Raw genomic sequence first — 23,185 nt, forward strand, 5'->3', positions numbered from 1 at the left:
ACTTGTCTCTAGTATAAAGTAGAGAGAGTGAGGGATTCACATGCAACGATTTTCAATCCGTAGTTTAGGGTTTATTTCGGTTTTAGCTTTATTTTTAGTTTTGTTAAGTGGGTGTGTGAGTACGTACGGGCAAGTTAGTTTTAATTTTTCTAGTGAACAGCTAAATTACCCGGAAAAATTAGTTATCCGATATTCGGATGGAAGTGTATCGCAAGTGCCTAATGCCACAGGTGTGTCTTCGGCAACTGTTACTACGCTGACAGGTAAAAAAATGGTAGGTGGATACGTAACTGATGGTTCGGTAAGCTGGGTTCCGACTTATTCGTATAGTTTTGGCAATGTAACTGTAGGTGGAATAGGAGTAAATAAACCACAACGGGCAGCAGATCATGTCCAGCTAGCTGAACAACCTAAAATTGACTCAACTCATACTGATTACGTAGCTGTAACCTTTGCTGTTTATGGCTCGGACGGTGAACTAGTCGATGGTCAAACAGAGGTATTTGCGCATTCGAAGGATTCAAATGTCATTTTTTACAATACAGATCCCCATGATGTGCCTGTGCCTGGTTTTTCGTATATACCAGCAACTGATGTAAATGAGGGCTTCTCCTCTTTTACGGTCAATGGATTCGTAACTTTTCTTATTAAGTCAGACAGTACAGAGATCTCGACTCTGCCTATTTCTTTGTTCTCAGGTTCCAAATTAGTTTCGAATGATCCCTTTGTTAGTGGAGCTATAAGAGTAAATGAGGGTGACTTTGCCGGTGGGGCAGGCACGGAAGAGAATCCATATCAAATTGCAACAGCAAAGCAACTTAATGAGGTCAGATATCATTTAGAGGCGGATACATATTATCAATTGACTGCGAACATCACTTCCTTCCCAGATGTCGATGGTGGTTGGCAGCCAATTGGCGATGATCTTAACAGATTTCAAGGACATATCGACGGTAATGGGTTTACAATCGGGAATTTATCGATTAATCGCTCAGCTAGTAGTAACATCGGACTTTTTGGTGTAACAAGTACAACGAGTGTAATTGACCATTTGATCCTTGAAAACGTTGACGTAGATGGAAGTGGCTATGTAGGCGCATTAGTGGGTATCAACAACGGAACGATAAGCAACAGCTCCATTGCAGGGAGTGTCAACGGCAGCCATGAGGTAGGGGGCATGGTTGGTGATAACAAAGGCACCATCAGCAACAGCTTTGCTGCAGGGAGTGTAAATGGCACCTATACGGTAGGCGGCTTAGTTGGCACTAACGAGGGAACGATTCTTAATGCCTATGCCACAAGCAGTGTCAGTGGTTATAACGGTGCTGGAGGTTTGGCAGGATCTAACGGTAATACGGGTACGATTAGCAATACATACGCAATAGGTAGAGTCGAGGGTGATAGCTCTCTGGGAGGTTTGGTTCCGTACACAAACAATGTAATCAACAATAACTTCTATGACACAGAAACAACTGAACAATCGGGTTTAGCGGAAGGCACTGGCACTGGCAAATCAACCTTAGAGATGAAGATGCCAAGCACGTATGCGGATGAAAGTTGGGACTTTTCAACTGTGTGGGGCCTAGATCCGGCGATTAATAATGGATATCCCTATTTGAGATTTTTTCATAAGCATGTTACGTATGATGGGAATGGAAATACAGGAGGGGACGTTCCTGTTGACAGCAATACTTACGGTACGGGAGTAACAGTTAATGTGTATAGTGAAGCTGTAGATTTAGTGAAAACAGGCTTTACCTTCTCGGGATGGAACACGCTTGCGAATGGAAGCGGGACGAGTTATGCGCCAGCTGCAGTATTTAAGATAGCAAACGATACGATTTTATTTGCAAAATGGTTGGAGACAGCTGTCCCTGTAACTTCAATAAGTGTATCTGGAACAGGAAGCGTTACAAGCGTTCAGACAGGAAGTAAGCTTCAAATGCTGGCGAGTGTTTCGCCAGGTAATGCTTCAAACCAAATCGTCGCCTGGTCAGTAGTGAATGGTACTGGTTCAGCTACGATTAATGCAACAAGCGGTGAACTGACGGCGGGTAACGTAGGAACAGTAACGGTAAAAGCTACGGCAACAGATCTTAGTGGTGTAAGCGGGACGCTGACAGTAACTGTAACAGCAGTGCCCGACTTGGGTGTTGGCCCTTTGACACCTCCTCCTATCAATCCTGAGCCTGAAACGAAACCCGAACCGAAACCAGACCCAAAGCCGAAAGCTAAATTCGATGATAAGGTTATTAATCTTATCAAGGTACTAGCGAATCTTACTAAGAAAGTAGAAGAAGCTAAAACGGCTCCTCGGACTGAATTCAAAGACACAACGTCGCATTGGGCAGATGCTACGATTGAAATCTTTGTTAAGCTGGGTGTAGTCAACGGGTATAACGATGGAGCCTTCCATCCGAATGCAAGCATTACTCGTGCAGAATTTGCTACAATCCTTGCTAAAGTATTTGATTTATCTTCAACTTCAACTGGAAATAAACTAAAGGATACAACAGGTCACTGGGCGGAATCCTCCATAGACGCACTAATCAAAAGCGGAATTATTTCTGGATATGAAGACGGAACCTTCCAACCGGATAAACAAATCAGTCGTGCTGAAATTATTTCGATGATTAGCAAAATTATGATTATCAAAACGACAACTACCCCTACATCCCTTGCATTTACCGATATCGATGGAGCATGGAACAAAGAACAAATTGAAGCAGCAGCAGCTGCGGGTCTTATTAGTGGAGAAGGTAACGGCGTATTCTCGCCAAATAAACAATCCACTCGAGCAGAAGCGTTAACGATCATTCTGAATGCGTTACAAGCGAATCCAGACTTCGTTAAGCTACTGAGCTCATTGTAGTAAAGGGATGAACAAGGAAGACAGAAATAGATGGAAAACTCCATCTATTTCTGTCCAAATTCCCAAATAAATACGAATAGATGGAAAAAATCCAGCAAATCTCACTCCTTTCCCGCAAAAACGGCAGAAGTGAAGAAAATAGCTGGATTTTTTCCATTTAATTTACAAATAGAGTGAAAAAACTGCTGGGAAAACTGGGCTTTTTCCAGTTAAATGCTCCAGCTATACGCTAGCGCATCAAAAGGCGAAGATCAGCATTTGAATCGCTTCTTCCATAAGTCGATGGCGTGTCTGCGTTTCAGTCATGTGGTGGAAGTGCGAATTGACGAGCAAGAGTGCGGCTAGAACGACGACATTGACGATGAACACCGTGGCAAATGTCCAAGCCCCCTGGCAAACACTGCATGCACATCTCCCCCCGTGCTCATACTATCAGAAAGCGTTCATCCTAGCTGACGAACGCTCTGATCAGGAGGTGACGCAATGCGAAATAGCAGCTGGACGCTCGGACTGCTCGGCTTATTACTCATTTTCTGCTATGTCATGTTCCAGTTTCTCACGTCTACGCTGAAGATGGATCAACTCGTCCGGCAAATGGAGCAGAGCAGCGTGGCTGAGAAGCCGTTCAAACACGTCGTGCTCATCGCACAAGAGCTGGACAATCCGTTCTGGCGAACGGTGGAGAAGGGAGCGAATGAAGCGGCGGCACGCCTTGGCATGAAGATCGACTACTTGGGTCCGATTCGTATCAATCCGGCTGAACAAACGAACCTTCTAGAGAAGTCGATTGCGGCTAAGCCCGACGCTCTCCTTGTGCAAGGGATTAAGGAGCCCAAGTATGACCTGCTCATTAGCAAGGCGATCGATCAAGGCATTCCCGTGATCACGTTAGATGCGGATGAGCCGGCCAGTCGGAGATTGACCTACGTGGGCACCGATAATCGGGAAGCGGGGCGACGACTGGGCGAGCTAGTCGCGGGAGCTGCGATCGGCAAAGGGCGAATCGGAGTCATCATCGGCAGTGAGCTAGCCGAAAATCAGCAGCAACGCCTAGAGGGATTTCGGTCAGCTATTGCGAATGCACCTCATTTTGAGATTATAGATATCCGCGCATCGAATATTTCACGCATTCAGGCCGCGAAGCATACGGAAGCGATGTTGAAGCAATACCCCGTCATTCAGACTATGGTGGGTTTCAGCTCTCTAGATGCCGCAGGCATCGTGGAAGGGGTGAAGGCAGCGCATCGGGAGGGCACCCTTGTATTCGGATTTGATGATGTAGAAGCAACAAGGCAGGGTATCACCCAAGGAAACATCATAGCTTCCGTCGTGCAACAGCCCAAGGAGATCGGTGAGGAGTCTGTTCATCTACTAGAGTTCCACTTCAAAGGGGGCGCTTTACCCCCACAGCATTTTACAGGCACCTACATCCTGAATGCGACTAACCTATCCGCACCTGTGAGCGCCCCATGAACATACGTCGAATGCTGTTTATTGTGCTGCCTGCGCTGTTTATTTTGAGCAATGCGGTCTCGTATTTCATCTTTCATAGCGGCAGAGCGGTGCAGCAAAGTTACATTGTGATGCTCGATCGGGTATTATTATACAAGCAAATTACTGGGCAAACGCAAGATAACCTTCGCGCGATGAACGTTTATTTAGTGGAGCGAAGTGAGAGTAGCCGCTTGGCCTTCCTACGTCAGAAGGATGGGCTGCAGGGGCTTCAGCAGAAATTATCTGCGCAGAACACAATTCCGGCTACTGACCTCACATTTCGCAGCTATACCCATATGGTAGATGCATTCATGGCGCAAGAAGCAAGTGTCATTCAAGCAGCCAATAGCCCAGACGCGTTGGCATATACAGCTTTCTATGAAGAAGCGGAGCGGACAGTGACATTTATTCAGGAGGAAGGCTATCAGTTAATCGACTTGGAGTTGAGCTATTATCAGCCGCTGTATCGGCAAATTTTGATCCAAACCGAAGTGATGAATCAGTGGGGCGTCGTTATTTTCATCCTCAATACCTTGATCAGCATCGTGCTTGCGTATCGAATTTCGATTGGCATCTCGAGACCGATTGGGCAGCTAGCACAAGTGGCTCAGCAAATGTCGGACGGTAATCTGCATGCCCCCATCCCCCAGATGAGCAATGATCGCGAATTTGGCGTGCTAACGAAAGCTTTTGGACAGATGCAGGACAATCTCAAGGAGCTCATTGTGAAGGAAACCGAGGGTTTAGAGAAGGACAAGCAGTTGAAAGAGATGGAGCTCGAGGTGCTGCAAAATCAAATGAACCCGCACTTCCTCTTCAATTCTTTGAATGTACTGTCCAAGCTTGCCCTGCTGGAGGGCGCCGAGCAAACGAGTGATCTGACCGTAACCATGTCCAATCTGCTCCGCTATAATTTGCGGAAGCTGGATCGTCCCGTGAGGCTCAGGGATGAGGTAGAGCATGCGAAACAATATTTTACCATTCAGCAGGCTAGATTTCGCAATCGGATACAGTTCGTGATGGAGATTGATGAGCGCGGACTGGACGTACCTGTGCCGATGCTCACGCTGCAACCGATACTTGAGAATGTGTTTGTGCATGGGATTGAAGGCATGGAAGAAGGGGCTGAGATCAAGCTCGCCATTACATATGAGAATGACGAAACGTTAGTCGCAATATCAGATAATGGGGTCGGGATGAGTGAGGAGATCCGTGGAGCTCTGCTTGATTTTGACGCCGAACCGCAGGCTGACCCCGCGAGGAGCCAGTCCACAGGCTTAGGAACACGAAATGTGTTTAAGCGATTAGCTTTATTTTATGGCAAAAAGGATCTCGTCCACATTCACAGTGATCCCGGCCGGGGGACGACGGTCCTGCTACGGCTTCCTGCCGAAGGAAAGGAGAATGGGGATGTATCGCCTACTGATCGCTGATGATGAGGCCCTAGAGAGAGAAGGCATTGAATGGATCGTAAGCCGCATGATGCCGAATACGTTCGAGGTGATTCATGCGGAGAATGGCCGCACTGCGATTCAAAAAGCGGATGAGCACCGTCCGCACATTATTCTGATGGATATCCGTATGCCGGGTATTCAAGGCTTGGAAGCCTTAAAAGAAATCAAAACGGGGCACCCGCAGACGAAAATGGTGTTAGTGACCGCCTACGAGCAATTCGAGTACGCCAAAGAGGCCCTTTCTTTAGGGGTCAAGGAATACCTGGTCAAACCGGCAAAACGCGATCAGATCGTCGAACTTTTACAGCGTTTAGTTGCTGAAATTGAGCTGGACGGGCGGAAGCGGGAGGAAGAGCTGGCGATGCGGGATAAGTTTTTCCAACTGCTCCCGCTGGCAGAGACGGAAATGGCTTTGGTGTTTATGTCCGATCCTGTCAACGAAACCGATGCTGGTTATCTGGCAGATATTCTGGAGCTATCCATCGAGCAGGGATGTGCGCTTGTGGTTGCTCTGCCTGAACTTGGGCATACATCTGATAAGGAGCTAGGTGCGGCTAAGAAGATCTACGAAACCGTCAAAACCTTCACCAAAGGCTATCTTAAGAATCGGATCGGATGCGTGGTCAGCTCGATGGTACATTGGCATATGGCTGTTTTTCTGTTGGACCGGGCTCAGCTGAAGGCCGATGTTTTGCGGGAAGAAGCCGCCGCACTTGGTGCAAAGCTGGTGGAGCACCTCCGTCAGGTGCGCGGAATCGACGTCAACATAGGCATCGGTTCGGCGCGAGATGAGATTGAGGGCATCCGGAGGTCCTACTTCGAAGCGGTATTTGCCGCCACGTATGATAAAAAGTGGGGCAACCTGCGGTCCTTCGAGGAGCTGAAGGGGCTATCCACGGAAGGGCAGCGTGGCTTGACCGATCACCGTGTCGCAGACAATTCGTCGGAGCGCATTTACGTGGAGCTAGCCATCAGGCGAATCCGCGAAGAGCGTGAACACCAGACATGGTCCGTGCTGGATCGCGCGCTGACCTACATCCACGAGAAGCTTCAGGAGGACATTTCACTCGAGGATGTGGCTGAGCTTGTCCACTTGAATCCGCATTATTTTAGCAAAGTGTTCAAACAGCAAACCGGAGAAACCTTCATCGACTATGTGACGCGCTTGCGCATTGAAAGGGCCAAAGAGCTCATTGGCGATGGCCAGCTTAGCCTCAAGGAAGTCTGCTATTTGGTGGGGTATAAGGATCCGAATTATTTCAGCCGTGTGTTCAAAAAAGTAACAGGCGTCACCCCGACGGAATACCGCACGGGGCTTTAAGAAAGAATAGTCCATGCCAAGAGGCAAGGACTATTTTGTTATTTTCAGACAAGATTGTGCTAGTCGAGGGCACGAATTAGGAGCACGTTCTACACGGATTGGTTTTATGCTGGTATACCACAAATAAGTGCAGGGAAAGGCCCGCCAGCTGGCATCTAGCCCATGATATAATGAGTCTCGCTTCACACGAAATGTAAGAACAAAGACTCGCATGAAGATGCGGCAGACGTCAGAAGGGAACATCATTGTGAGTATACAAATAGACAATCAAAGTGGGCAAGTTAGCATGAAATTCGTAACGTTAGTCTCCATGGTTGCCGCTTTGGGCGGACTCTTATTTGGCTTCGATACAGCGGTCGTATCGGGTGCGGTTGGTTTCATGAAGGAGCGCTTCACCTTAAGTGAAGTGGAAGTGGGCTGGGCGGTATCAAGCTTGATTATCGGCTGTATCGTAGGGGCTGCTGCTTCCGGCGTGCTGAGTGATCGTTTTGGTCGTAAAAAGGTTCTCATTGCGGCTGCGCTGCTTTTCATAATTGGCTCCATCGGATCTGCGATTCCGGCTACGTTCTCAGGGTACATTATTGCTCGTATCATTGGCGGACTCGGTATCGGCATCACCTCTACGTTATGCCCGCTGTATAATGCGGAAATCGCGCCGGCCAAATATCGCGGCCGTCTTGTGGCGTTGAACCAATTTGCTACGGTGACGGGGATTTTCCTTGTCTATTTCATTAATACCAGCATTGCCAATCACGCCGATGAGGCGTGGAACATTGCTTCAGGATGGCGCTGGATGTTCGGCTTCGGGGCTGTTCCCGGCCTTGTATTCCTCGTGCTACTCTTCTTTGTGCCAGAAAGCCCAAGATGGTTGATTAAGCAAGGAAGAGCGGCCGAATCGCTGCCGATCTTGCTGCGCATTCACGGCGAAGAGCTGGCTAGAAAAGAAGTACTGGAGATCAAGGAATCCTTCAAACAAGAAAATGGCTCCATTCGTCAACTGTTCAGCCCTGCGCTTAGGCTTGCATTAATCGTTGGTGTGGGATTGGCCATTCTCCAACAGGTAACAGGCATCAATGCGGTCATGTACTATGCGCCTGAGATTTTTAAACAAACGGGTACAGGTACCAATGGCGCGCTGACGCAGACGATTTTAGTCGGATTGATTAACTTCCTCTTCACTATTCTTGCGATATGGCTCATTGATAAAGTAGGTCGCAAGGTACTGCTGCTCGTTGGCTCCGCCTCGATGACCATTTGCTTAGCGGTGATCGGCATCGCGTTCCATACGGGTCACACATCAGGAAATCTAGTACTCATCTTCATCCTACTTTACGTAGCCTCCTTCGCGGTATCCCTAGGGCCCGTCGTATGGGTGATTATGTCTGAAATTTTCCCGAATCGCATTCGGGGCAAAGCAACAGCGATCGCTTCAATGGCGCTATGGATTGCGGATTATGTGGTCTCACAGACGTTCCCTCCATTGCTTAGCTCCGCTGGTCCAGCGATAACTTTCTGGATTTTCGGCATCTTATCCCTGGTGACGTTCCTCTTCACGATGCGTGTTGTGCCTGAAACCAAGGGCAGATCACTGGAAGAAATCGAGTCCCTATGGTCCCCGAAAAAAGCATAAATGCATGAACAGAAAGGCCGGGGCCCTAACCTCGGCTTTTTTGCATGCAGGGAAGGGCTGTTGAATCGTATGATTGGGGAAATGGAGGCCGCACTAAAGCAAGTTTCCTCGTATTTCTTGATTGAACTAGCATCTACAGGTAAGATGAAACTAGGAAAAAGATGTCATCTATTCATAGGTAGAGAGCTGAGGAGGAATCACATGTTAGCTGAACTGCAACCCGCCCAAGGTGAATATCTAGCGCGTTATGAGCGTCATTGGCATCATACGGTCGAAGAAGTATGGTCATGGTTGACGGAGAATGAGAAGCTAGTGCAATGGTTTCCTGAGCTTGAGGTGGAGGAGCTTCGAGAAGGCGGCATCATAAAGTTTACAATGCCAGACGGTACGGTCATTCCCATGGACATAATCGAGCTTACAACGTATGAGGTACTGGCCTACACCTGGGATAAGGATAGCGTTCGCTTCGAGCTATTTGCGGAGCCAGAGGGCAGATGCCGAATCATCTTCAGCGAGTATTTACATCAAATAACCGCTCATAGCCCAAGGGATTTGGCAGGGTGGCATGTATGTCTCGATGTGATCGAGGCGTTAATGGCGGGTAGAACCATCGCATCTCGTAAAGATATGTGGAATGCCTGGTTTGAGAAGTATAAACAGCTGACAGAGGTATACCTAACGAATCAAGCGTAAAGCTGTTGGTTACCTAAATATGACGGAGGCGATGTAATGAAAGCGTTATTTATAGGCGGAACGGGCACGATTAGCTCGGCTATTACCAAACAACTATTAGCTACAGGCTGCGAGCTATATCTGTTGAATCGAGGCACTCGCAATACGGATTTGCCAGCTGGTGCACGTATCCTGCAAGCGGACATCAACGATGAGGAGCGTGTAGCTAAGCTGATCGAGGAGTTATCGTTCGATGTTGTTGCGGACTTTATCGCGTTCGAGCCGTCACAGCTGGAGCGGGATTACCGTCTTTTTCAGGGTAAAACGAAGCAGTTCATCTTCATTAGCTCCGCTTCCGCGTATCAGACGCCGCTATCCGATTATCGGATCACCGAAGGAACGCCATTATCCAACCCATTATGGGCTTATTCCAGGAACAAAATCGCGTGTGAAGAGTATTTGATCAAGCAATACAGAGAGCAAGGCTTCCCGATCACGATTATTCGCCCGAGTCACACGTACGATGAACGCTCCATTCCACTTGGTGTACACGGCACCAAAGGGAGCTGGCAGGTGGCGAAGCGTATGCTGGAGAACAAGCCTGTGATCATACACGGCGATGGTACTTCCTTATGGACAATGACGCACAACAGCGATTTTGCCAAAGGGTTTATCGGGCTCATGGGCAATCTCCATGCGATTGGTGAGTCTGTTCATATCACGTCGGACGAGACGCTGACTTGGAATCAAATCTACGAAGCTATCGCAGATGCGCTTGGAGTGAAGCTTCATGCGGTGCATGTGGCGTCGGAGTTCTTGGACGCAGTCAGTACGCAGGATTATCGGGGCGGATTGCTAGGGGATAAGGCCAACTCCGTTGTGTTTGACAACGCGAAGTTGAAGCGACTTGTTCCGGAATTCGTTGCTACAACGAGATTTGACCAAGGAATGAAGCGGACTATCGCTACTATTCTAGCTAATCCCGAGCTTCAACGGGAAGATCCGGAATTTGATGTATGGTGCGATAAGGTAGTCGAGGCATTAGAGACTGCACGGAGAATGATCATCGCGTAAATCGAAAAAACGAAGTAGACACCCTTACGCGAGGGTGTCTTTTCTTATGCAGCAGAGTTAAATCAGAATATCCAACGTGCCATTGGGATTGGTGTTCATTTTAGCACCTTTAGCGGAGTTCGGGCTGTTAGTGCTGTTTGGGTTCTTCGCGCCTGAATCATTCTGGCTAGAGCTGCCACTGTTGTTAGCCTTTGAGCTCGCCTGTGCGATCTGCTGGTCGATCTGCTGGAGCTGTTGTTGAATGAGCTGGATTTTCCGCTCTTTCGTCTTTTGATCCTCTTTACTTTGCTGCTCCTTCGTTAATTCCGTTTGCAGCTTGGCCTTTTGCTTCTCAAGAGCGGCTGTGTCTGTCGAGCTGGAGGCGTAAGAATACGAGCTGCTACTCGATGTGGATGATAGGCTGGATATGGAAATAGACATGATGTGGATCAGTCTCCTTTCTAGCTTCGATTTGGATGTATCAGAAAGCCCACAGGTGATTATGACATGCCAAATTGAGGGAATGCTGAAGGTACACTGAGGATTTGCTTAAAATGGAAATTGCCCGTGGGTGAAGCAGGAGCCAACTTGCTCACCCTTTATTTCTTGAAATCCGTATAATGGAAATATCAGGATACGTATTTGAAAGGCGGATAGCCATGTCGAATTTCATTAGAATTGGACTATTTTCCAAAATCGCGCAGGTGACCATACGGACCCTTCGCCATTACGATGAGCGCGGATTATTGAAGCCTGCCTACATCGACAACGCGACGAGCTATCGGTATTACACCTATGAACAGCTCATCCGCATTCATCATATCGTGGTGCTGAAGGAAGCGGGATTTTCGCTTGATGAGATCGCCACAATGATCAATCAAGCGCTCACGATGGACGATATGAAGAGTATGATGCAGAAGAAGAAAGCGGAGCTAGCTACCCAAATCGAAGAGGCAACTCAGCAAATGTCGCGTATAGAAGCTAGATTACATCAACTGGAACGACTGGGAGAGAAGCCTGCCTACGAGGTTGGGATCAAGCAGGTGCCAGCGCTCTACGTGGCTGGACTTCGCCGTATTGTGCCACGACTACAGGATATGCCGGTCTACCGCTGCCGCATGTTCGAGGAGCTCGAAGAGGGTATTGGCGGAAGTGCCGAAGGCAGCAACATGCAGCAAGAGTACGTCCTGTATCATATGACAGAGTTCATTGAGGAGAATTTCGACATCGAGGTGGCTTGTAGCTCCCATTCCTTAGCTAGCATACGTCCAAATGGAGCCGTTACCGTGTATGAAATCCCAGCTGAGCCCATGGTGGCGAGCCTTGTTTACAAGGGGCCTTTCATGGGTGTTGGGGATGGCATTCTGGCGCTATTTACATGGCTCGGGGTCAATGGTTATTCACAAATCGGTCCGGTTCGAGAGTTGCATTTGTTCGGTAGAGAAAATCACCTTCATGACTACAATAACGTGGTTGTAGAGCTTCAAGTGCCTATAGCCAAATAGATAGGCCTGACATCTTCAAAAAGCCTCTTGACTCTCCCGTTACGGTAGACAATATCGTTAAGATATCGAAGACGAGGGGGCATGAAGGATGAATAATCAGGTGAATGTGATTTTTGGAACGGGGCCATTAGGAATGGCAGTAATGCGGGAATTGAAGCGGCGCGGGGTTGAACGGATTCGAATGGTGAATCGCAGTGGCAGGCTGTCCGAAAAGGCGTCTGTTGAAGTTGTAAAAGCGGATGCTTCCCAGTTGGCTGAAGCGATAGCGCTGTGCAAGGATGCTTCCGTGGTCTATCACTGTGCCCATCCAGGCTATACGAATTGGCCGACCCAATTTCCTAGCCTTACCCGAGGGATTATGGAGGGTGCCGCCGCTGCGGGTGCGAAACTCATTTATGGTGACAACCTCTACATGTACGGCCAAGTGAATCAACCCCTAACGGAGAACCTATCGCACCTTGCTACGGGGAAAAAGGGGCTAACACGCGCCCAGATGGCGGAGGAATTGCTGCTTGCGCATCAATCGGGCAAGGTTCGGGTGGCCATTGGCCGAGCGTCTGACTTTTATGGCCCTGGGGTGAAGCAGTCCTCCCTGGGCGAGCGGGTCTTCGGATTCGCAGTGAGCGGCAAGCCAGTAAGTCTGTTAGGTAATCTGGATGTGCCGCACACCTACACGTATATCGATGACTTCGCCAAAGGACTCGTGACCCTGGGTCATGAGGATCGCGCTTTGGGTGAAGCATGGCATATCCCGAGTGCGAAGACGATCACAACGCGAGAGATGTTGGGGCTGCTTTTCGAGGAGCTAGGCTCCACACGTAAAATTAGTACATTATCCCGCAGCATGGTATCGTTGATCGGCCTTTTCCATCCCATGTTGAGGGAAATTAAAGAGACTTTCTATGAATTCGAGGAACCGTTCATACTCGATCATAGTAAATTTGTCGCTGCGTTTGGCCAGCAAAGGACGACTCCGCATGAAGAAGCGATCAGGCAAACGGTGCGGTGGTATAAGGAAATGATGCATGACGCTCGTCATCCAATCTCATCCGGCAATATATAGCCGCCCATATCACGCAGATGTTGTACGACCGCCCTGCGGAGCGACGTGTCACGTGGTGCTTGCGCAATGCCATGGACGTCATGTCCGAAAATACGGCTCCAAGCACCCATGCCTTGATAGAGAATCAGGTACAACGTAAACGACTTCTGGAACTGGACAATGTTCGATGCGGCAGGCAGGATGTAAATTTCGAGTGATCAATGCCAAAACAAGGCTGCTACGCTTGGTCTCCCATCACAATTTGTTGAGAGCCGCAACCTCAAAAAAGGCACCCCAAATGGGTGCCTCTCCTCTTTTAATACCCGTCCGTCCGTTGCCCGGCGTTCTCCGCCAGCTCAGCTCCCGCCTTCGCTGCAGGTGATCCCAAATGCTCCATCTCAACCTTCGCTTGCGCGAGCCCCTCAGACACCCGCCGCCCGTAATCCGGATCGGCATTTGTGAAGTACGTGATCATGTTCGCCTGTATCACAGGCTTACAGATCTTCAAAGCATCGACCAAATTCGCGATCAATTCCTCGCGTTCCCACTCCTCAAACTTGCGATACGTATCGCCCGCTTGCTGAAAATCGTTGGTGCGGCTAATTTTCTCGCGAACGAGCCGATCATTGTACATCGGCTGATGCTCTTTGCCCGAAGGCGCCGCTTCCTGTAGCCCGCCAAGCGAAGAGGGCTCGTAATTCACATGCGGACTTTGCCCAGGGGCTTTGTCCACCATCAGCGTCATTTGCCCGTCCCGCTGGTTGGTCGCGACAGGCGATTTCGGCGCGTTAATCGGCAGTTGGAGGTAGTTCGTTCCCACGCGATACCGCTGGGTATCCGAGTAGGAGAATGTTCGTCCTTGCAGCAGCTTATCGTCTGAGAAGTCGAGGCCATCGACGAGAACTCCCGTCCCAAAAGCGGCCTGCTCCACCTCCGCAAAATAATTGTCCGGATTGCGGTCCAGCACCATTTTGCCTACAGGTCGGAAAGGAATCTTCTCATGATCCCACAGCTTCGTTGGGTCCAAAGGATCGAAATCGAGCTCAGGGTGCTCGTCGTCACTCAAAATCTGCACACACAGCTCCCACTCCGGATAGTCACCATGCGCAATGGCTTCGTATAAATCCTGCGTGGCATGGCTGATATTTTTGCCTTGAATGGCCGCGGCTTCGGACTGCTTTAGGTTCTTCATCCCTTGCTTCAGCGGCTCCCAGTGGTATTTGACCAGCACCGCGTCCCCGTTCTGATTGACCCACTTGTACGTATTGACGCCTGACCCCTGCATTTGCCGATAGTTGGCTGGAATGCCCCAAGGCGAGAAGAGGAAGGTGATCATATGCGTCGCCTCCGGCGTATTCGAGACGAAATCGAACATTTTCTCCGGATTCTGCAGGTTCGTAACGGGGTCAGGCTTGAACGCGTGCACCATATCAGGGAATTTCAACGGATCACGGATGAAAAAGATTTTTAAATTATTGCCGACTAAGTCCCAGTTGCCATCCTCGGTATAAAATTTCGTTGCAAAGCCACGCGGATCCCGCAGCGTTTCTGGCGAGTACGTGCCGTGCACCACGGTCGAAAAACGAACAAAAACAGGGGTACGCTTCCCCTTCTCCTGAAACAGCTTAGCCCGCGTATACGTAGAGACCGACTCATCGCCGACTTGTCCATACGCCTCAAAATAACCGTGAGCCCCCGCGCCGCGCGCATGCACGACCCGCTCTGGAATTCGCTCCCGATCAAAATGGGAAATCTTCTCGATGTAATGGTAATTTTCGAGCGTCGACGGCCCGCGATTGCCAATCGTGCGGATGTTCTGATTATCGGAAATTGGATGGCCTTGGCGGTTGGTTAAGGTCATATTGCTCGTATCCGTTGTATTTGGTTGATCTGTCTTATCATTGTTCATAGTCGTGATGCATCCTCCTAAGCGTAGTTAGAAGTAACTTTTACCAATGAAAGGGAAATTATTCCCTATTAACAAAGCAGGGCAAGCATGACCACATCAAGCAGCTTTTTAGTCACCTCGTGCATCATATATTGCCTTAGAAGGCCTTCCTCTTGGAAGCCTAATTTCTTCAATAGCTTCAGCGAAGAAACGTTCTCTGGATATACTTCGGCTTGGATTCGACGCGCACCGACGTGTGTTCGAGTGAAGTCGAGAACTGCTTGCAGCGCTTCAGACATGATGCCTTTGTTCCAATGGTCTGCTCTTAACTCGTAACCTACAGACAATGGAAAAAGAGGGGCATCTTCGAAATTTCCTCTCGTTGGCATCACCATAATTGTGCCTAGAATTTCCGAATGAGCCGATGGCCCGAAGGATATACCCCATGGAAGGAGCCGTCTAGCAGCAAAAGCTTGCTGCCACCCTTCAATCAACTCCCTTGAGTCTTCTATGGAGGCAGGTCCTAGCCAATCCAAATGCTTGGTAACAAGCGGGTTCGTATAATAGCGATACAAATCTTCTGCATCTTCGGAAACAATTTGCCGCAAAAGTAGGCGTTCAGTACGTAAAAGAGGGAAGGTGGAAAATAGTTCGGCGATCGACATTGGGTCACGTACCTTCTTCTTGAATAAGGATGTAGTTAGCGAAATTGTACACCAGTAAGGTTAAAGAATACTTAAAGCCATATAAATTTTAGCAAAAAAGCCCTCACTCTCTTTCCGAAGAAAGAAGGCAAGGACTTGTAGGATCTTCATCACCATGCGTTGCTTAAAAATCAAAATTGTCCGGATCTGGGCCGACACGCACATTCTGGTTCATCCCATTGATCGCCGCCATGTCTTCGTTCGTTAACTCAAAATCGAAGATCGATCCATTTTCGAGGATTCGATGCTCCTTGGTCGACTTCGGAATCGTCACGATGCCGCGCTGTAAATCCCACCGCAAGATGACTTGGGCAATGGATTTGCCATGACGTTCAGCCAGCGCCTTCAACGCAGGGTTATCCAACAGCTGACCCTGCATCAGCGGGGACCAAGCTTCCAACTGGATGGCATGCTTCTTGCAGAAATCGTGTAAGTCCGTTTGAGCGAGGAGGGGATGAAGCTCTACTTGGTTGACCATGGGTTTAATCTTTGCGGTTCCTATCACATCCTCCAGATGGTGAATCTGGAAGTTACTCACGCCAATCGCTTTGACGCGCCCTTCCTGATAGAGCGTCTCAAGCGCTCGCCATGCTTCGTTATATTTGCCCTGAACAGGCCAATGGATGAGGTAAAGATCCAGATAGTCCAAGCCTAACTTCTCTAAGCTTGTTTCGTATGCAGCTAGCGTGGCTTCGTAGCCGAGATCGGCATTCCACACTTTTGAAGTCACAAAAAGCTCCTCACGAGAGATGCCAAATGCCGCCATACCCTCGCGAATCCCTTGTCCCACGCTGGCTTCGTTCCCGTAGATCGCCGCGGTATCCATACTGCGGTAGCCAATTTTCATGGCGGATTTCACAGCCTGCACGACCTCCGGCCCATCCTCTACCTTAAATACACCAAGGCCGAGATAAGGCATGGTTACGCCATTGTGAAGTGTGATTGTATCCTGAAGGTTACTGTTCATTGAATTTGGTAGATGGTTTGTCATCGTGGTATTCCTCCTAAAAAGGTTGGTTGTGATCGTTCCAATTGTTCTGATTTTTCGAGATTTCGGCTCCAAATAGTGAGCAGGACGGCACCGAAGACCATCAATCCACCCACCCACGTGGTATGAATGAGCCCGATGGAGTCCGTAATGACACCACCCAAGAAGGCTCCACCGGCAATGCCTGCGTTGAAAGCGGCAATGTTGAAGGCAGATGCCACATCTTTGGCCTCTGGGGCGAATCGCTCAGCCAGCTGAACGACATAAATTTGAAGCCCAGGTACGTTCATGAAGGCAAGTAATCCCATGAAAAAGATGGTGATTAAGCCTGCGGCTTTAAAAGGCGCTGTGAACATAAAGAGAAACAGCACGAGGGATTGTAAAAGAAACATGACGAGCAATGCTTTGCTAGCGTTGCGGTTCGCAGCGCGTCCTCCGATGACATTACCAATCGCAATGGCAACCCCATACAGCAGCAGAATCAGCGCTACGGTATGCTCCTGAAACCCTGTAATCTCATGTAACAACGGAGATAAATACGTAAACACCACGAAGGTACCGCCGTAGCCTAAGGCTGTAATCGAGAAGGCGAGCAGCAGTCGCCCGTTTGTGACGAGCTTCAGCTGTGTGCCTAGCCGCGTGCGGGTTCCCTTGCGCAAATTCGCGGACACCAGCACGAGGTTCGCGATGAGCGCCACCACGCCAACGGCGACAATGGCGAAGAACGCGGCGCGCCAGCCTAGCTGCTGGCCGAGGTAAGTGCCGATCGGCACACCGGTCACGGTGGCGACGGTAAGCCCCGAGAACATCAGCGCAATCGCGCTGGCTCTGCGGTTCTCGGGTACGAGATCGGCGGCGATGGTCGAGCCAATCGACATGAAGACGCCATGCGCCAGCGAAGATACGACGCGAGCAATCAGCAGAACGACGATGCCGCTAGCAGTGGCAGCCAATAGATTGCCTGCGATGAACACAAGCATGATCCAAAGCAGCAGCGTTTTGCGTGAGACGGTTGAGGTCAGGGATGTTAAGATTGGTGCCCCAAAAGTAACCCCTAGTGCATATAAAGTAACGGTTAAGCCTGCACCTGTGATGGATATATGAAGGTCATCAGCAATGAGCGGAAGCAGTCCGACACTGATAAACTCGGTTGTGCCAATGGCAAAGGCGCTAACCGCGAGGGCAAGCAGCGCCAGCGTGTTTCGATTGGTTTCTTGTTTCATAGCATTCACTCCAAACTTGTATGTCTCGGCCGGTAAGTGCTATTATCAAACATTATAGTTAAATTGACCAGTACGTACTTTTAAGTACGGTAGGTACTTTTTAGTGCCTATAGGATAAGTAGGAGGGAGAACAGCTTATGGGTAAAAAAATGTACAACATTTCCGTAGAAGCAACCCTGGAAGTCATCGGCGGCAAGTGGAAATGTGTGATTCTCTGCCATTTGACCCACGGGAAACAGCGGACAAGTGATCTCAAGCGCCTCATGCCCAAAATTACGCAAAAAATGCTGACCCAACAGCTTAGAGAGCTCGAGGATGACGGGATCGTGAAGCGGATTGTGTACAATCAGGTACCGCCAAAAGTGGAATATGAGCTCAGCGAATATGGCGAAAGCTTGACACCCATTCTGGATTCGCTCTGTATGTGGGGAGAAACGCATATCATTAAAGAATACGGAGATAAATTCGCTGTACTCGAGGAAAATGTACTGAACAAACGGGACGACGAGGTACTTACCCCCGAACTCATGGAAAGAGAGGTAGAAATGACTTGAACATAACGATCAATCAGAAGGGTGGCTCCGAGGTAGCGATTGTGGAGAGCCCTGACATTCTCATCCGCGATGGACAGGATGCTCTAGATTTAATGGCTTCGGTGCGGTACACCGCGGGCTGTGACAAGTTTATCATTCATAAATCGAACCTTACTGATGACTTCTTCGAGCTCAAAACGAAACTCGCTGGCGATGTTCTACAGAAATACACGAACTATCAGGTGAAAATGGCCGTCGTCGGCGATTTCGACCACTACGATAGCAAAAGCCTTCGCGATTTCATCTACGAATGCAACCACGGGAAGCAATTCTTTTTCGTCAAAGACGAGCAGGCTGCTTTGGATGCTTTGCATGGTGTGAAGTAGGGGCTGAGCCCCTGGCAACGCATAACTGGAAAAAAAGATTTTCCAGTTAACTTAGAACCGTGGTGCTCGTTTGCACTGCAGTTATTCTACTTGCCGTGGTGTAAATCCAACATCGCCTGAAGCGACAGCTCCCCCAATGATTGAAGCCTATGCGGCTCCCCCTCAAACGTGAGAAACTGGGTAACCGGGTTGGGCACCACGATATAGTGCATGCCTGCGGCTGCCGCTGCGCGAGCGCCATTCGGCGAATCCTCGATCGCAATGGCCTCAGCCGGCTGTACGCCTAGATCCTTCAGCGCGAGCTCGTAGAGCGCCGGGTGAGGCTTCACCAGCTCTACATCTTCTGCGGTGCGAATCGTCTCAAAATAGTGGCCGATTCCCAACTGGGCCAGGTACTTATCGATCCAGGACCGCTTGGAGCTGGAAGCTAAGCCAATGCGCAGGCCTAATTCTTGGGCCCCCACTAAATAATCAAGAATGCCCGGACGAATACTTTCCTCACTCATCATTCTCGTATGCCTAGCATGTACGTCCTTGGTAAGCGTTTCACGATCCAGAGGTACTTTCATATTCGTAATCAGATAGTCATAGGGATCGAATACGTGTAAGGAGGTTCCGATGCATTGCCCGTACATCTCCAGGGTCAGATCAACCTCATGCTCGAGAGAAAGCTCTCGAAACGCCTCATACCAAGCCGTCTCCGTATCCAGGATCGTACCGTCAAAATCAAAAATAAGCGCTCTAATCGTTGACATCGCTCTACAACTCCTTTTCCCGATAATTCTCTACAATGACCTCAATAGCTCCTGTTTCCGGATCCATGACAAAGCCGTGAACAGGAATCTGTTCAGGGAAAAGCGGATGTCTGCGGATCATTTTTACGCTATGCATGACGCCTTTCTCTGCACTATCGAAGCCGCGGAAAAACTTCTCCATATGAATGCCCGAATTTTCAAGCGTTTGGATAGCCAAAGGGTCAATGCCGAAATCCGTGAATTTCTGAACCATACGGGACGGATCAATTTCCGTCATCCCACAGCCTTGATGCCCAATGACGATGACTTCACGAGCCCCTAATTCATACACAGCGACCAAAATGCTGCGCATCGCACTACCGAAAGGCTGGGTCAGTATCGCACCGGCGTTTTTGATGAATTTGGCATCGCCATTTTTAAAACCAAGTGCTTTCGGAAGTAACTCGCTGAGCCGCGTGTCCATACAGGTTAGAACGGCAACTTGCTTATCGGGAAATTTATCCGTCAGATAATCAACATAGCGCTTTTCTTGCACAAAGGTGCGGTTGTAAGCCAATAAGCTAGGGACGATAGACATGATAGGACCTCCTCGAGAGTTAATTGAAACAAATTCTAAATACAGGGGTGGAAGGGTTTCTAAAAATTTTGTCGAAATGTAGATGACTAGCCTGTCTTACCTATATTTACCTAACTGCCGTGCTGTACAATTCTGGAGGTGTTTTTTTTAATCATGTCACAAGCTAAACCACAAGGCAAGCAAGCATCGGTAAGGTTCTTTCGTTCGCTTTCTTTTAAAATTTCTGCCTGGACGGCCGCCTGTTATATTCTCCTTTGTGTGCTGCTAACCTTCGTTTCGTATCAGCAGCATAGGCAGCAAATGTCAGATAACTTGACCGCGCTTGAAGGTATTTTCCATGCCCCGCTCATACAGAAAATAGATAGCATAGAGAAGTCGAAGACGGAATTGAAGAAAAATAATGAAGCCTACAAAACTGTTCCTGAAGTGATGCATGTGCAGGAGGATATGGATCGCGTTTCCCAAAGTGAGTTGGTAGAAAATGCGTACTTATTTTACCCAGAATGGACAACGTCTGAGGGGGAACCAGCCCTCTTAAACCTGTTATCCAATTCTGAACTCTACGTCGACGAGAAGCCGGCTGAGCCATATGTACCGGTGCCTGAGCTGCGAGAAGCGTTGGAGAAAGCGGAGAAAACAGGCTTTGGCATCACAGGCACCTACAAAGATTCACTAGGAACATGGGTGAGTGCAGTAAGTGCGATTCGAGATAAGGATGGCAAACTCGTTGCTTTCGCTGGACTAGATTTCAATTACGGTATTATACAGTCACAAATGTCGAAGTATACGGTCGAATCGTTATGGACAGGACTTATTGCTATTGTGCTAGGAACCCTCTTCATCACGATTATTGTGAGATTATATCTGCGCCAGATTACCCCGTTGGTCAAACTTGCGCAGGCAGCAGCAGGGGGAGATTTATCCGATGCAGCGCTAGTCAAAAGCAAAAGTCGCGACGAATTGGGTGTGCTTGGCAATCATTTGAAAGAAATGGTCGGGAACATTCGTGGACTTATTGTTCAGATTGGGCAGGCCGCTCAGCAGGTGTCGGCGGCTTCGGAGTCATTACAAACAGGTGCGCAGCAGACAAGTGAATCTACAGCCTCTGTTTCGGGGATGATGGGGCAGCTTGCTTCACACTCGGAACAGCAGCTTCAGGGGACGGAGGAAAGCAGCCATGCCATGAATGAAATGGCAGTCGGCATTCAGCGCGTAGCAGAATCAGCAGGGCATGCCACGGATATTTCGGGCCATGCACGCGCCCATACGAGCGAAGGTAACGCGCGGATGGGACAAAATATGCAGCAAATTGCTGAGGCCTTACGTTCGGTGCAGCAGGCTGTACAAGCCATTCAGAGTTTGAAGAGTATGTCCGAGGAAATCGGAGAGATTACGGTTCTCATCACGAATGTAACGAGACAAACCAATTTGCTTGCGCTGAATGCCTCGATTGAGGCAGCGAGAGCGGGCGAGCACGGCAAAGGCTTCGTCGTCGTTTCCACGGAAATCCGTAAGCTTGCGGATCAATCACGACTGGCTACAGAGCGAATTGCTGAACTCGTCGAGCGGGTTCAACAGGAGACAGGAGCCGCAGTTATCGCGATGGATCGTGGTCTTGGGGAAGTTGTGGCCATGCAGGCTATCGTCGAGCAAACAGATGGCACCTTCAAGGATCTCTCGAGCACGGTTCAGGAGGTTGTTGATCAGATGACAGATGTATCTGCTGTATCGGAGCAAATGTCAGCAAGCTCGGAGGAAGTTCTTGCCGGTATTGTGGAGATGGCGGAGTTAACGCGGATGACAACAGAGCTTACACAAGCTGTTGCAGCCGCAACGGAGCGTCAGTTGACGACGATTTCGGAAGTTTCGAGGACGGCTAATGAATTAAGCGGAATGTCGAATGAGCTGCAATTGGCAGTGGCTCGGTTTAAGGTGTAAATGCAATACGCATGTAAAAAGGAGGATGCCTTGGGCATCCTTTTTTGCGTGAAAAATCTTGACATTTTCATTGATAATGATTATCATTTTTAATTGACGGATACTAATTATACAATCATCCACCCTACATACATATTGAAAAAAGGGGATGTTTCTCATGGCAACAGCGACGAGAATATATACCGAACAGCTGCATGTTTCTTACGATAAATTGAAAATCATCAACGATTTGAGCATCGAGATTCCAACAGGTAAAATTACGGCTTTAGTCGGTGCCAATGGGTCGGGGAAATCGACGATTCTGAAGGCGATGTCGCGACTGCTGAAGCCGACGGAGGGCACTGTATTCTTGGATGGCCACTCCATTCATCACCAATCAACGAAGGAAATTGCGAAGAAATTGGCGATTCTTCCGCAATCTCCTACAGCACCAGAAGGCATAACAGCTGAGGAATTAGTGGGCTATGGTCGTTTTCCGCATCAACGCGGCTTCCAGAAGATGTCCAGCGCCGATCGCGAGATCATCAACTGGGCGTTCGAAGTAACGGCCATGACACCTTTCAAGGATCGTCCGATCGATCATTTGTCCGGTGGACAGCGTCAACGTGTGTGGATCGCCATGGCGTTAGCGCAGCAAACGGATATGTTGTTCTTGGATGAGCCGACCACCTATTTGGATATGGCGCATCAGCTTGAGGTTCTATGTTTGTTAAAAGAAATCAACGAACGTCACCAAACGACCATCGTCATGGTTGTGCATGATTTGAATCATGCAACGCGTTATGCGGATCATTTGATCGCGATTAAATCAGGGAATGTCGTCTATGTAGGGGCACCGATGGATATTGTGACGCCGAAAATGCTGCTGGACGTGTTTGCCATTCATGCCGATGTTATCGTGGATAAACGGGCTGGCGTGCCGCTTTGTATCCCGTATGGCTTGGTTTCCGACGACGAGGTCGTGGCCGAAGAGGAACGTAAAGTGGAAGTTACCAGCGCGTAATGGGCTGATATGAACGGTAAGTGAGGTGCCCCCGTATTTGAACTGTAACCCGAAAGATAGACACTTTGAAAAAAAGTGCCCGTCTTTCGGGTTTTTGTGTTTTAATCTAATAACAACTACGAATGAGGTCATATTCATCATGTCTAT

General features: G+C 49.0%; 21 protein-coding genes and 1 pseudogene. 14 read left to right on the top strand and 8 right to left on the bottom strand.

The window, feature by feature from the left end; translation table 11 throughout:
- Positions 1-40 precede the first annotated feature (40 nt).
- The 8 genes from AC58P7_RS28970 (at position 41) to AC58P7_RS29005 (ending at position 10,517) form a co-directional block, all read left to right on the top strand.
- A complete protein-coding gene (locus AC58P7_RS28970; protein WP_497349240.1) occupies positions 41-2,872 on the top strand; it encodes an S-layer homology domain-containing protein in 2,832 nt (943 codons plus the stop codon).
- Between the two features lie 213 nt (positions 2,873-3,085).
- Complete coding sequence (locus AC58P7_RS28975; RefSeq protein WP_497349242.1) at positions 3,086-3,217, top strand: hypothetical protein; 132 nt, start codon at positions 3,086-3,088, stop codon at positions 3,215-3,217.
- Positions 3,218-3,355: 138 nt separating this feature from the next.
- On the top strand, positions 3,356-4,345 hold the full coding sequence (locus AC58P7_RS28980; RefSeq protein ID WP_497349244.1) for a substrate-binding domain-containing protein: 990 nt from the start codon (positions 3,356-3,358) through the stop codon (positions 4,343-4,345).
- Positions 4,342-5,799 (top strand): sensor histidine kinase, encoded by a 1,458-nt coding sequence (locus tag AC58P7_RS28985; protein WP_497349246.1) that lies wholly within the window; start codon positions 4,342-4,344, stop codon positions 5,797-5,799. Before AC58P7_RS28980 ends, AC58P7_RS28985 begins: the two co-directional genes overlap by 4 nt.
- Positions 5,777-7,141 (top strand): AraC family transcriptional regulator, encoded by a 1,365-nt coding sequence (locus AC58P7_RS28990; protein WP_497349248.1) that lies wholly within the window; start codon positions 5,777-5,779, stop codon positions 7,139-7,141. The genes AC58P7_RS28985 and AC58P7_RS28990 overlap by 23 nt, the downstream gene beginning before the upstream one ends.
- Positions 7,142-7,358: 217 nt before the next feature.
- On the top strand, positions 7,359-8,771 hold the full coding sequence (locus AC58P7_RS28995; RefSeq protein ID WP_497349277.1) for a sugar porter family MFS transporter: 1,413 nt from the start codon (positions 7,359-7,361) through the stop codon (positions 8,769-8,771).
- Positions 8,772-8,972: 201 nt separating this feature from the next.
- On the top strand, positions 8,973-9,464 hold the full coding sequence (locus AC58P7_RS29000) for an SRPBCC family protein (protein ID WP_497349250.1): 492 nt from the start codon (positions 8,973-8,975) through the stop codon (positions 9,462-9,464).
- Positions 9,465-9,500: 36 nt separating this feature from the next.
- Positions 9,501-10,517 (top strand): SDR family oxidoreductase, encoded by a 1,017-nt coding sequence (locus tag AC58P7_RS29005; protein ID WP_497349252.1) that lies wholly within the window; start codon positions 9,501-9,503, stop codon positions 10,515-10,517.
- A gap of 57 nt (positions 10,518-10,574) precedes the next feature.
- Here the strand turns inward: AC58P7_RS29005 and AC58P7_RS29010 are convergent, their stop codons facing one another.
- Complete coding sequence (locus AC58P7_RS29010; protein WP_497349254.1) at positions 10,575-10,937, bottom strand: FlxA-like family protein; 363 nt, start codon at positions 10,935-10,937, stop codon at positions 10,575-10,577.
- Between the two features lie 218 nt (positions 10,938-11,155).
- On the opposite strand from AC58P7_RS29010, the gene AC58P7_RS29015 reads away from it, so the two are divergent.
- Both AC58P7_RS29015 and AC58P7_RS29020 read left to right on the top strand, forming a co-directional pair.
- Positions 11,156-12,001: a MerR family transcriptional regulator gene (locus AC58P7_RS29015; RefSeq protein ID WP_497349256.1), complete on the top strand. Its 846-nt coding sequence runs from the start codon at positions 11,156-11,158 to the stop codon at positions 11,999-12,001.
- Between the two features lie 88 nt (positions 12,002-12,089).
- Positions 12,090-13,064 carry an SDR family oxidoreductase gene (locus AC58P7_RS29020; protein ID WP_497349258.1) on the top strand — a complete coding sequence of 325 codons (975 nt, stop codon included), beginning with the start codon at positions 12,090-12,092 and terminating at the stop codon, positions 13,062-13,064.
- Here AC58P7_RS29020 and AC58P7_RS29025 read toward each other — a convergent pair.
- The 5 genes and pseudogenes from AC58P7_RS29025 to AC58P7_RS29045 form a co-directional block, all read right to left on the bottom strand.
- Complete coding sequence (locus AC58P7_RS29025; protein ID WP_497349279.1) at positions 13,037-13,252, bottom strand: hypothetical protein; 216 nt, start codon at positions 13,250-13,252, stop codon at positions 13,037-13,039. The genes AC58P7_RS29020 and AC58P7_RS29025 overlap by 28 nt on opposite strands.
- Before the next feature lie 107 nt (positions 13,253-13,359).
- Positions 13,360-14,910: pseudogene (locus AC58P7_RS29030) on the bottom strand (catalase); the annotation flags it as partial.
- 110 nt (positions 14,911-15,020) lie between these two features.
- Positions 15,021-15,596 carry a GNAT family N-acetyltransferase gene (locus AC58P7_RS29035; protein ID WP_497349259.1) on the bottom strand — a complete coding sequence of 192 codons (576 nt, stop codon included), beginning with the start codon at positions 15,594-15,596 and terminating at the stop codon, positions 15,021-15,023.
- A gap of 163 nt (positions 15,597-15,759) precedes the next feature.
- The gene (locus tag AC58P7_RS29040; protein WP_497349281.1) at positions 15,760-16,602 is read right to left on the bottom strand and encodes an aldo/keto reductase; all 843 of its coding nucleotides are present in this window, start codon (positions 16,600-16,602) and stop codon (positions 15,760-15,762) included.
- 20 nt (positions 16,603-16,622) lie between these two features.
- Positions 16,623-17,846 carry an MFS transporter gene (locus tag AC58P7_RS29045; protein ID WP_497349261.1) on the bottom strand — a complete coding sequence of 408 codons (1,224 nt, stop codon included), beginning with the start codon at positions 17,844-17,846 and terminating at the stop codon, positions 16,623-16,625.
- Between the two features lie 137 nt (positions 17,847-17,983).
- Here AC58P7_RS29045 and AC58P7_RS29050 point away from each other — a divergent pair, with 137 nt between their 5' ends.
- Both AC58P7_RS29050 and AC58P7_RS29055 read left to right on the top strand, forming a co-directional pair.
- The gene (locus tag AC58P7_RS29050; protein ID WP_497349263.1) at positions 17,984-18,400 is read left to right on the top strand and encodes a winged helix-turn-helix transcriptional regulator; all 417 of its coding nucleotides are present in this window, start codon (positions 17,984-17,986) and stop codon (positions 18,398-18,400) included.
- Positions 18,397-18,765, top strand: a complete 369-nt coding sequence (locus AC58P7_RS29055; protein ID WP_497349265.1) for a DUF4180 domain-containing protein — start codon at positions 18,397-18,399, stop codon at positions 18,763-18,765. Before AC58P7_RS29050 ends, AC58P7_RS29055 begins: the two co-directional genes overlap by 4 nt.
- Positions 18,766-18,851: 86 nt before the next feature.
- Here AC58P7_RS29055 and AC58P7_RS29060 read toward each other — a convergent pair whose 3' ends face one another.
- On the bottom strand, positions 18,852-19,520 hold the full coding sequence (locus AC58P7_RS29060; RefSeq protein ID WP_497349267.1) for an HAD family hydrolase: 669 nt from the start codon (positions 19,518-19,520) through the stop codon (positions 18,852-18,854).
- A 4-nt stretch (positions 19,521-19,524) separates the two neighbouring features.
- Complete coding sequence (locus tag AC58P7_RS29065; RefSeq protein ID WP_497349269.1) at positions 19,525-20,097, bottom strand: beta-class carbonic anhydrase; 573 nt, start codon at positions 20,095-20,097, stop codon at positions 19,525-19,527.
- Positions 20,098-20,250: 153 nt separating this feature from the next.
- Between AC58P7_RS29065 and AC58P7_RS29070 the strand changes: the two genes are divergently transcribed.
- Entirely contained in the window at positions 20,251-22,035 is a 1,785-nt protein-coding gene (locus tag AC58P7_RS29070; protein WP_497349271.1) for a methyl-accepting chemotaxis protein, read from the top strand.
- Positions 22,036-22,192: 157 nt separating this feature from the next.
- Complete coding sequence (locus AC58P7_RS29075; RefSeq protein WP_497349273.1) at positions 22,193-23,038, top strand: ABC transporter ATP-binding protein; 846 nt, start codon at positions 22,193-22,195, stop codon at positions 23,036-23,038.
- Positions 23,039-23,185: the final 147 nt, after the last annotated feature.

The sequence above is a fragment of the Paenibacillus sp. J22FR5 genome (genome assembly GCF_059691975.1).

Bases quoted from the DNA above. Each gene is read 5' to 3' on its own strand.
- AC58P7_RS29000 (WP_497349250.1), top strand. From the start codon at position 8,973: ATGTTAGCTGAACTGCAACCCGCCCAAGGTGAATATCTAGCGCGTTAT.
- AC58P7_RS29035 (WP_497349259.1), bottom strand. From the start codon at position 15,596: ATGTCGATCGCCGAACTATTTTCCACCTTCCCTCTTTTACGTACTGAA.
- AC58P7_RS29010 (WP_497349254.1), bottom strand. From the start codon at position 10,937: ATGTCTATTTCCATATCCAGCCTATCATCCACATCGAGTAGCAGCTCG.
- AC58P7_RS29065 (WP_497349269.1), bottom strand. From the start codon at position 20,097: ATGTCTATCGTCCCTAGCTTATTGGCTTACAACCGCACCTTTGTGCAA.
- AC58P7_RS29045 (WP_497349261.1), bottom strand. From the start codon at position 17,846: ATGAAACAAGAAACCAATCGAAACACGCTGGCGCTGCTTGCCCTCGCG.
- AC58P7_RS28975 (WP_497349242.1), top strand. From the start codon at position 3,086: ATGCTCCAGCTATACGCTAGCGCATCAAAAGGCGAAGATCAGCATTTG.
- AC58P7_RS28970 (WP_497349240.1), top strand. From the start codon at position 41: ATGCAACGATTTTCAATCCGTAGTTTAGGGTTTATTTCGGTTTTAGCT.
- AC58P7_RS29040 (WP_497349281.1), bottom strand. From the start codon at position 16,602: ATGAACAGTAACCTTCAGGATACAATCACACTTCACAATGGCGTAACC.
- AC58P7_RS28990 (WP_497349248.1), top strand. From the start codon at position 5,777: ATGTATCGCCTACTGATCGCTGATGATGAGGCCCTAGAGAGAGAAGGC.
- AC58P7_RS28985 (WP_497349246.1), top strand. From the start codon at position 4,342: ATGAACATACGTCGAATGCTGTTTATTGTGCTGCCTGCGCTGTTTATT.
- AC58P7_RS29060 (WP_497349267.1), bottom strand. From the start codon at position 19,520: ATGTCAACGATTAGAGCGCTTATTTTTGATTTTGACGGTACGATCCTG.
- AC58P7_RS29075 (WP_497349273.1), top strand. From the start codon at position 22,193: ATGGCAACAGCGACGAGAATATATACCGAACAGCTGCATGTTTCTTAC.
- AC58P7_RS29020 (WP_497349258.1), top strand. From the start codon at position 12,090: ATGAATAATCAGGTGAATGTGATTTTTGGAACGGGGCCATTAGGAATG.
- AC58P7_RS29070 (WP_497349271.1), top strand. From the start codon at position 20,251: ATGTCACAAGCTAAACCACAAGGCAAGCAAGCATCGGTAAGGTTCTTT.
- AC58P7_RS29015 (WP_497349256.1), top strand. From the start codon at position 11,156: ATGTCGAATTTCATTAGAATTGGACTATTTTCCAAAATCGCGCAGGTG.
- AC58P7_RS28995 (WP_497349277.1), top strand. From the start codon at position 7,359: ATGCGGCAGACGTCAGAAGGGAACATCATTGTGAGTATACAAATAGAC.
- AC58P7_RS29005 (WP_497349252.1), top strand. From the start codon at position 9,501: ATGAAAGCGTTATTTATAGGCGGAACGGGCACGATTAGCTCGGCTATT.
- AC58P7_RS28980 (WP_497349244.1), top strand. From the start codon at position 3,356: ATGCGAAATAGCAGCTGGACGCTCGGACTGCTCGGCTTATTACTCATT.
- AC58P7_RS29050 (WP_497349263.1), top strand. From the start codon at position 17,984: ATGGGTAAAAAAATGTACAACATTTCCGTAGAAGCAACCCTGGAAGTC.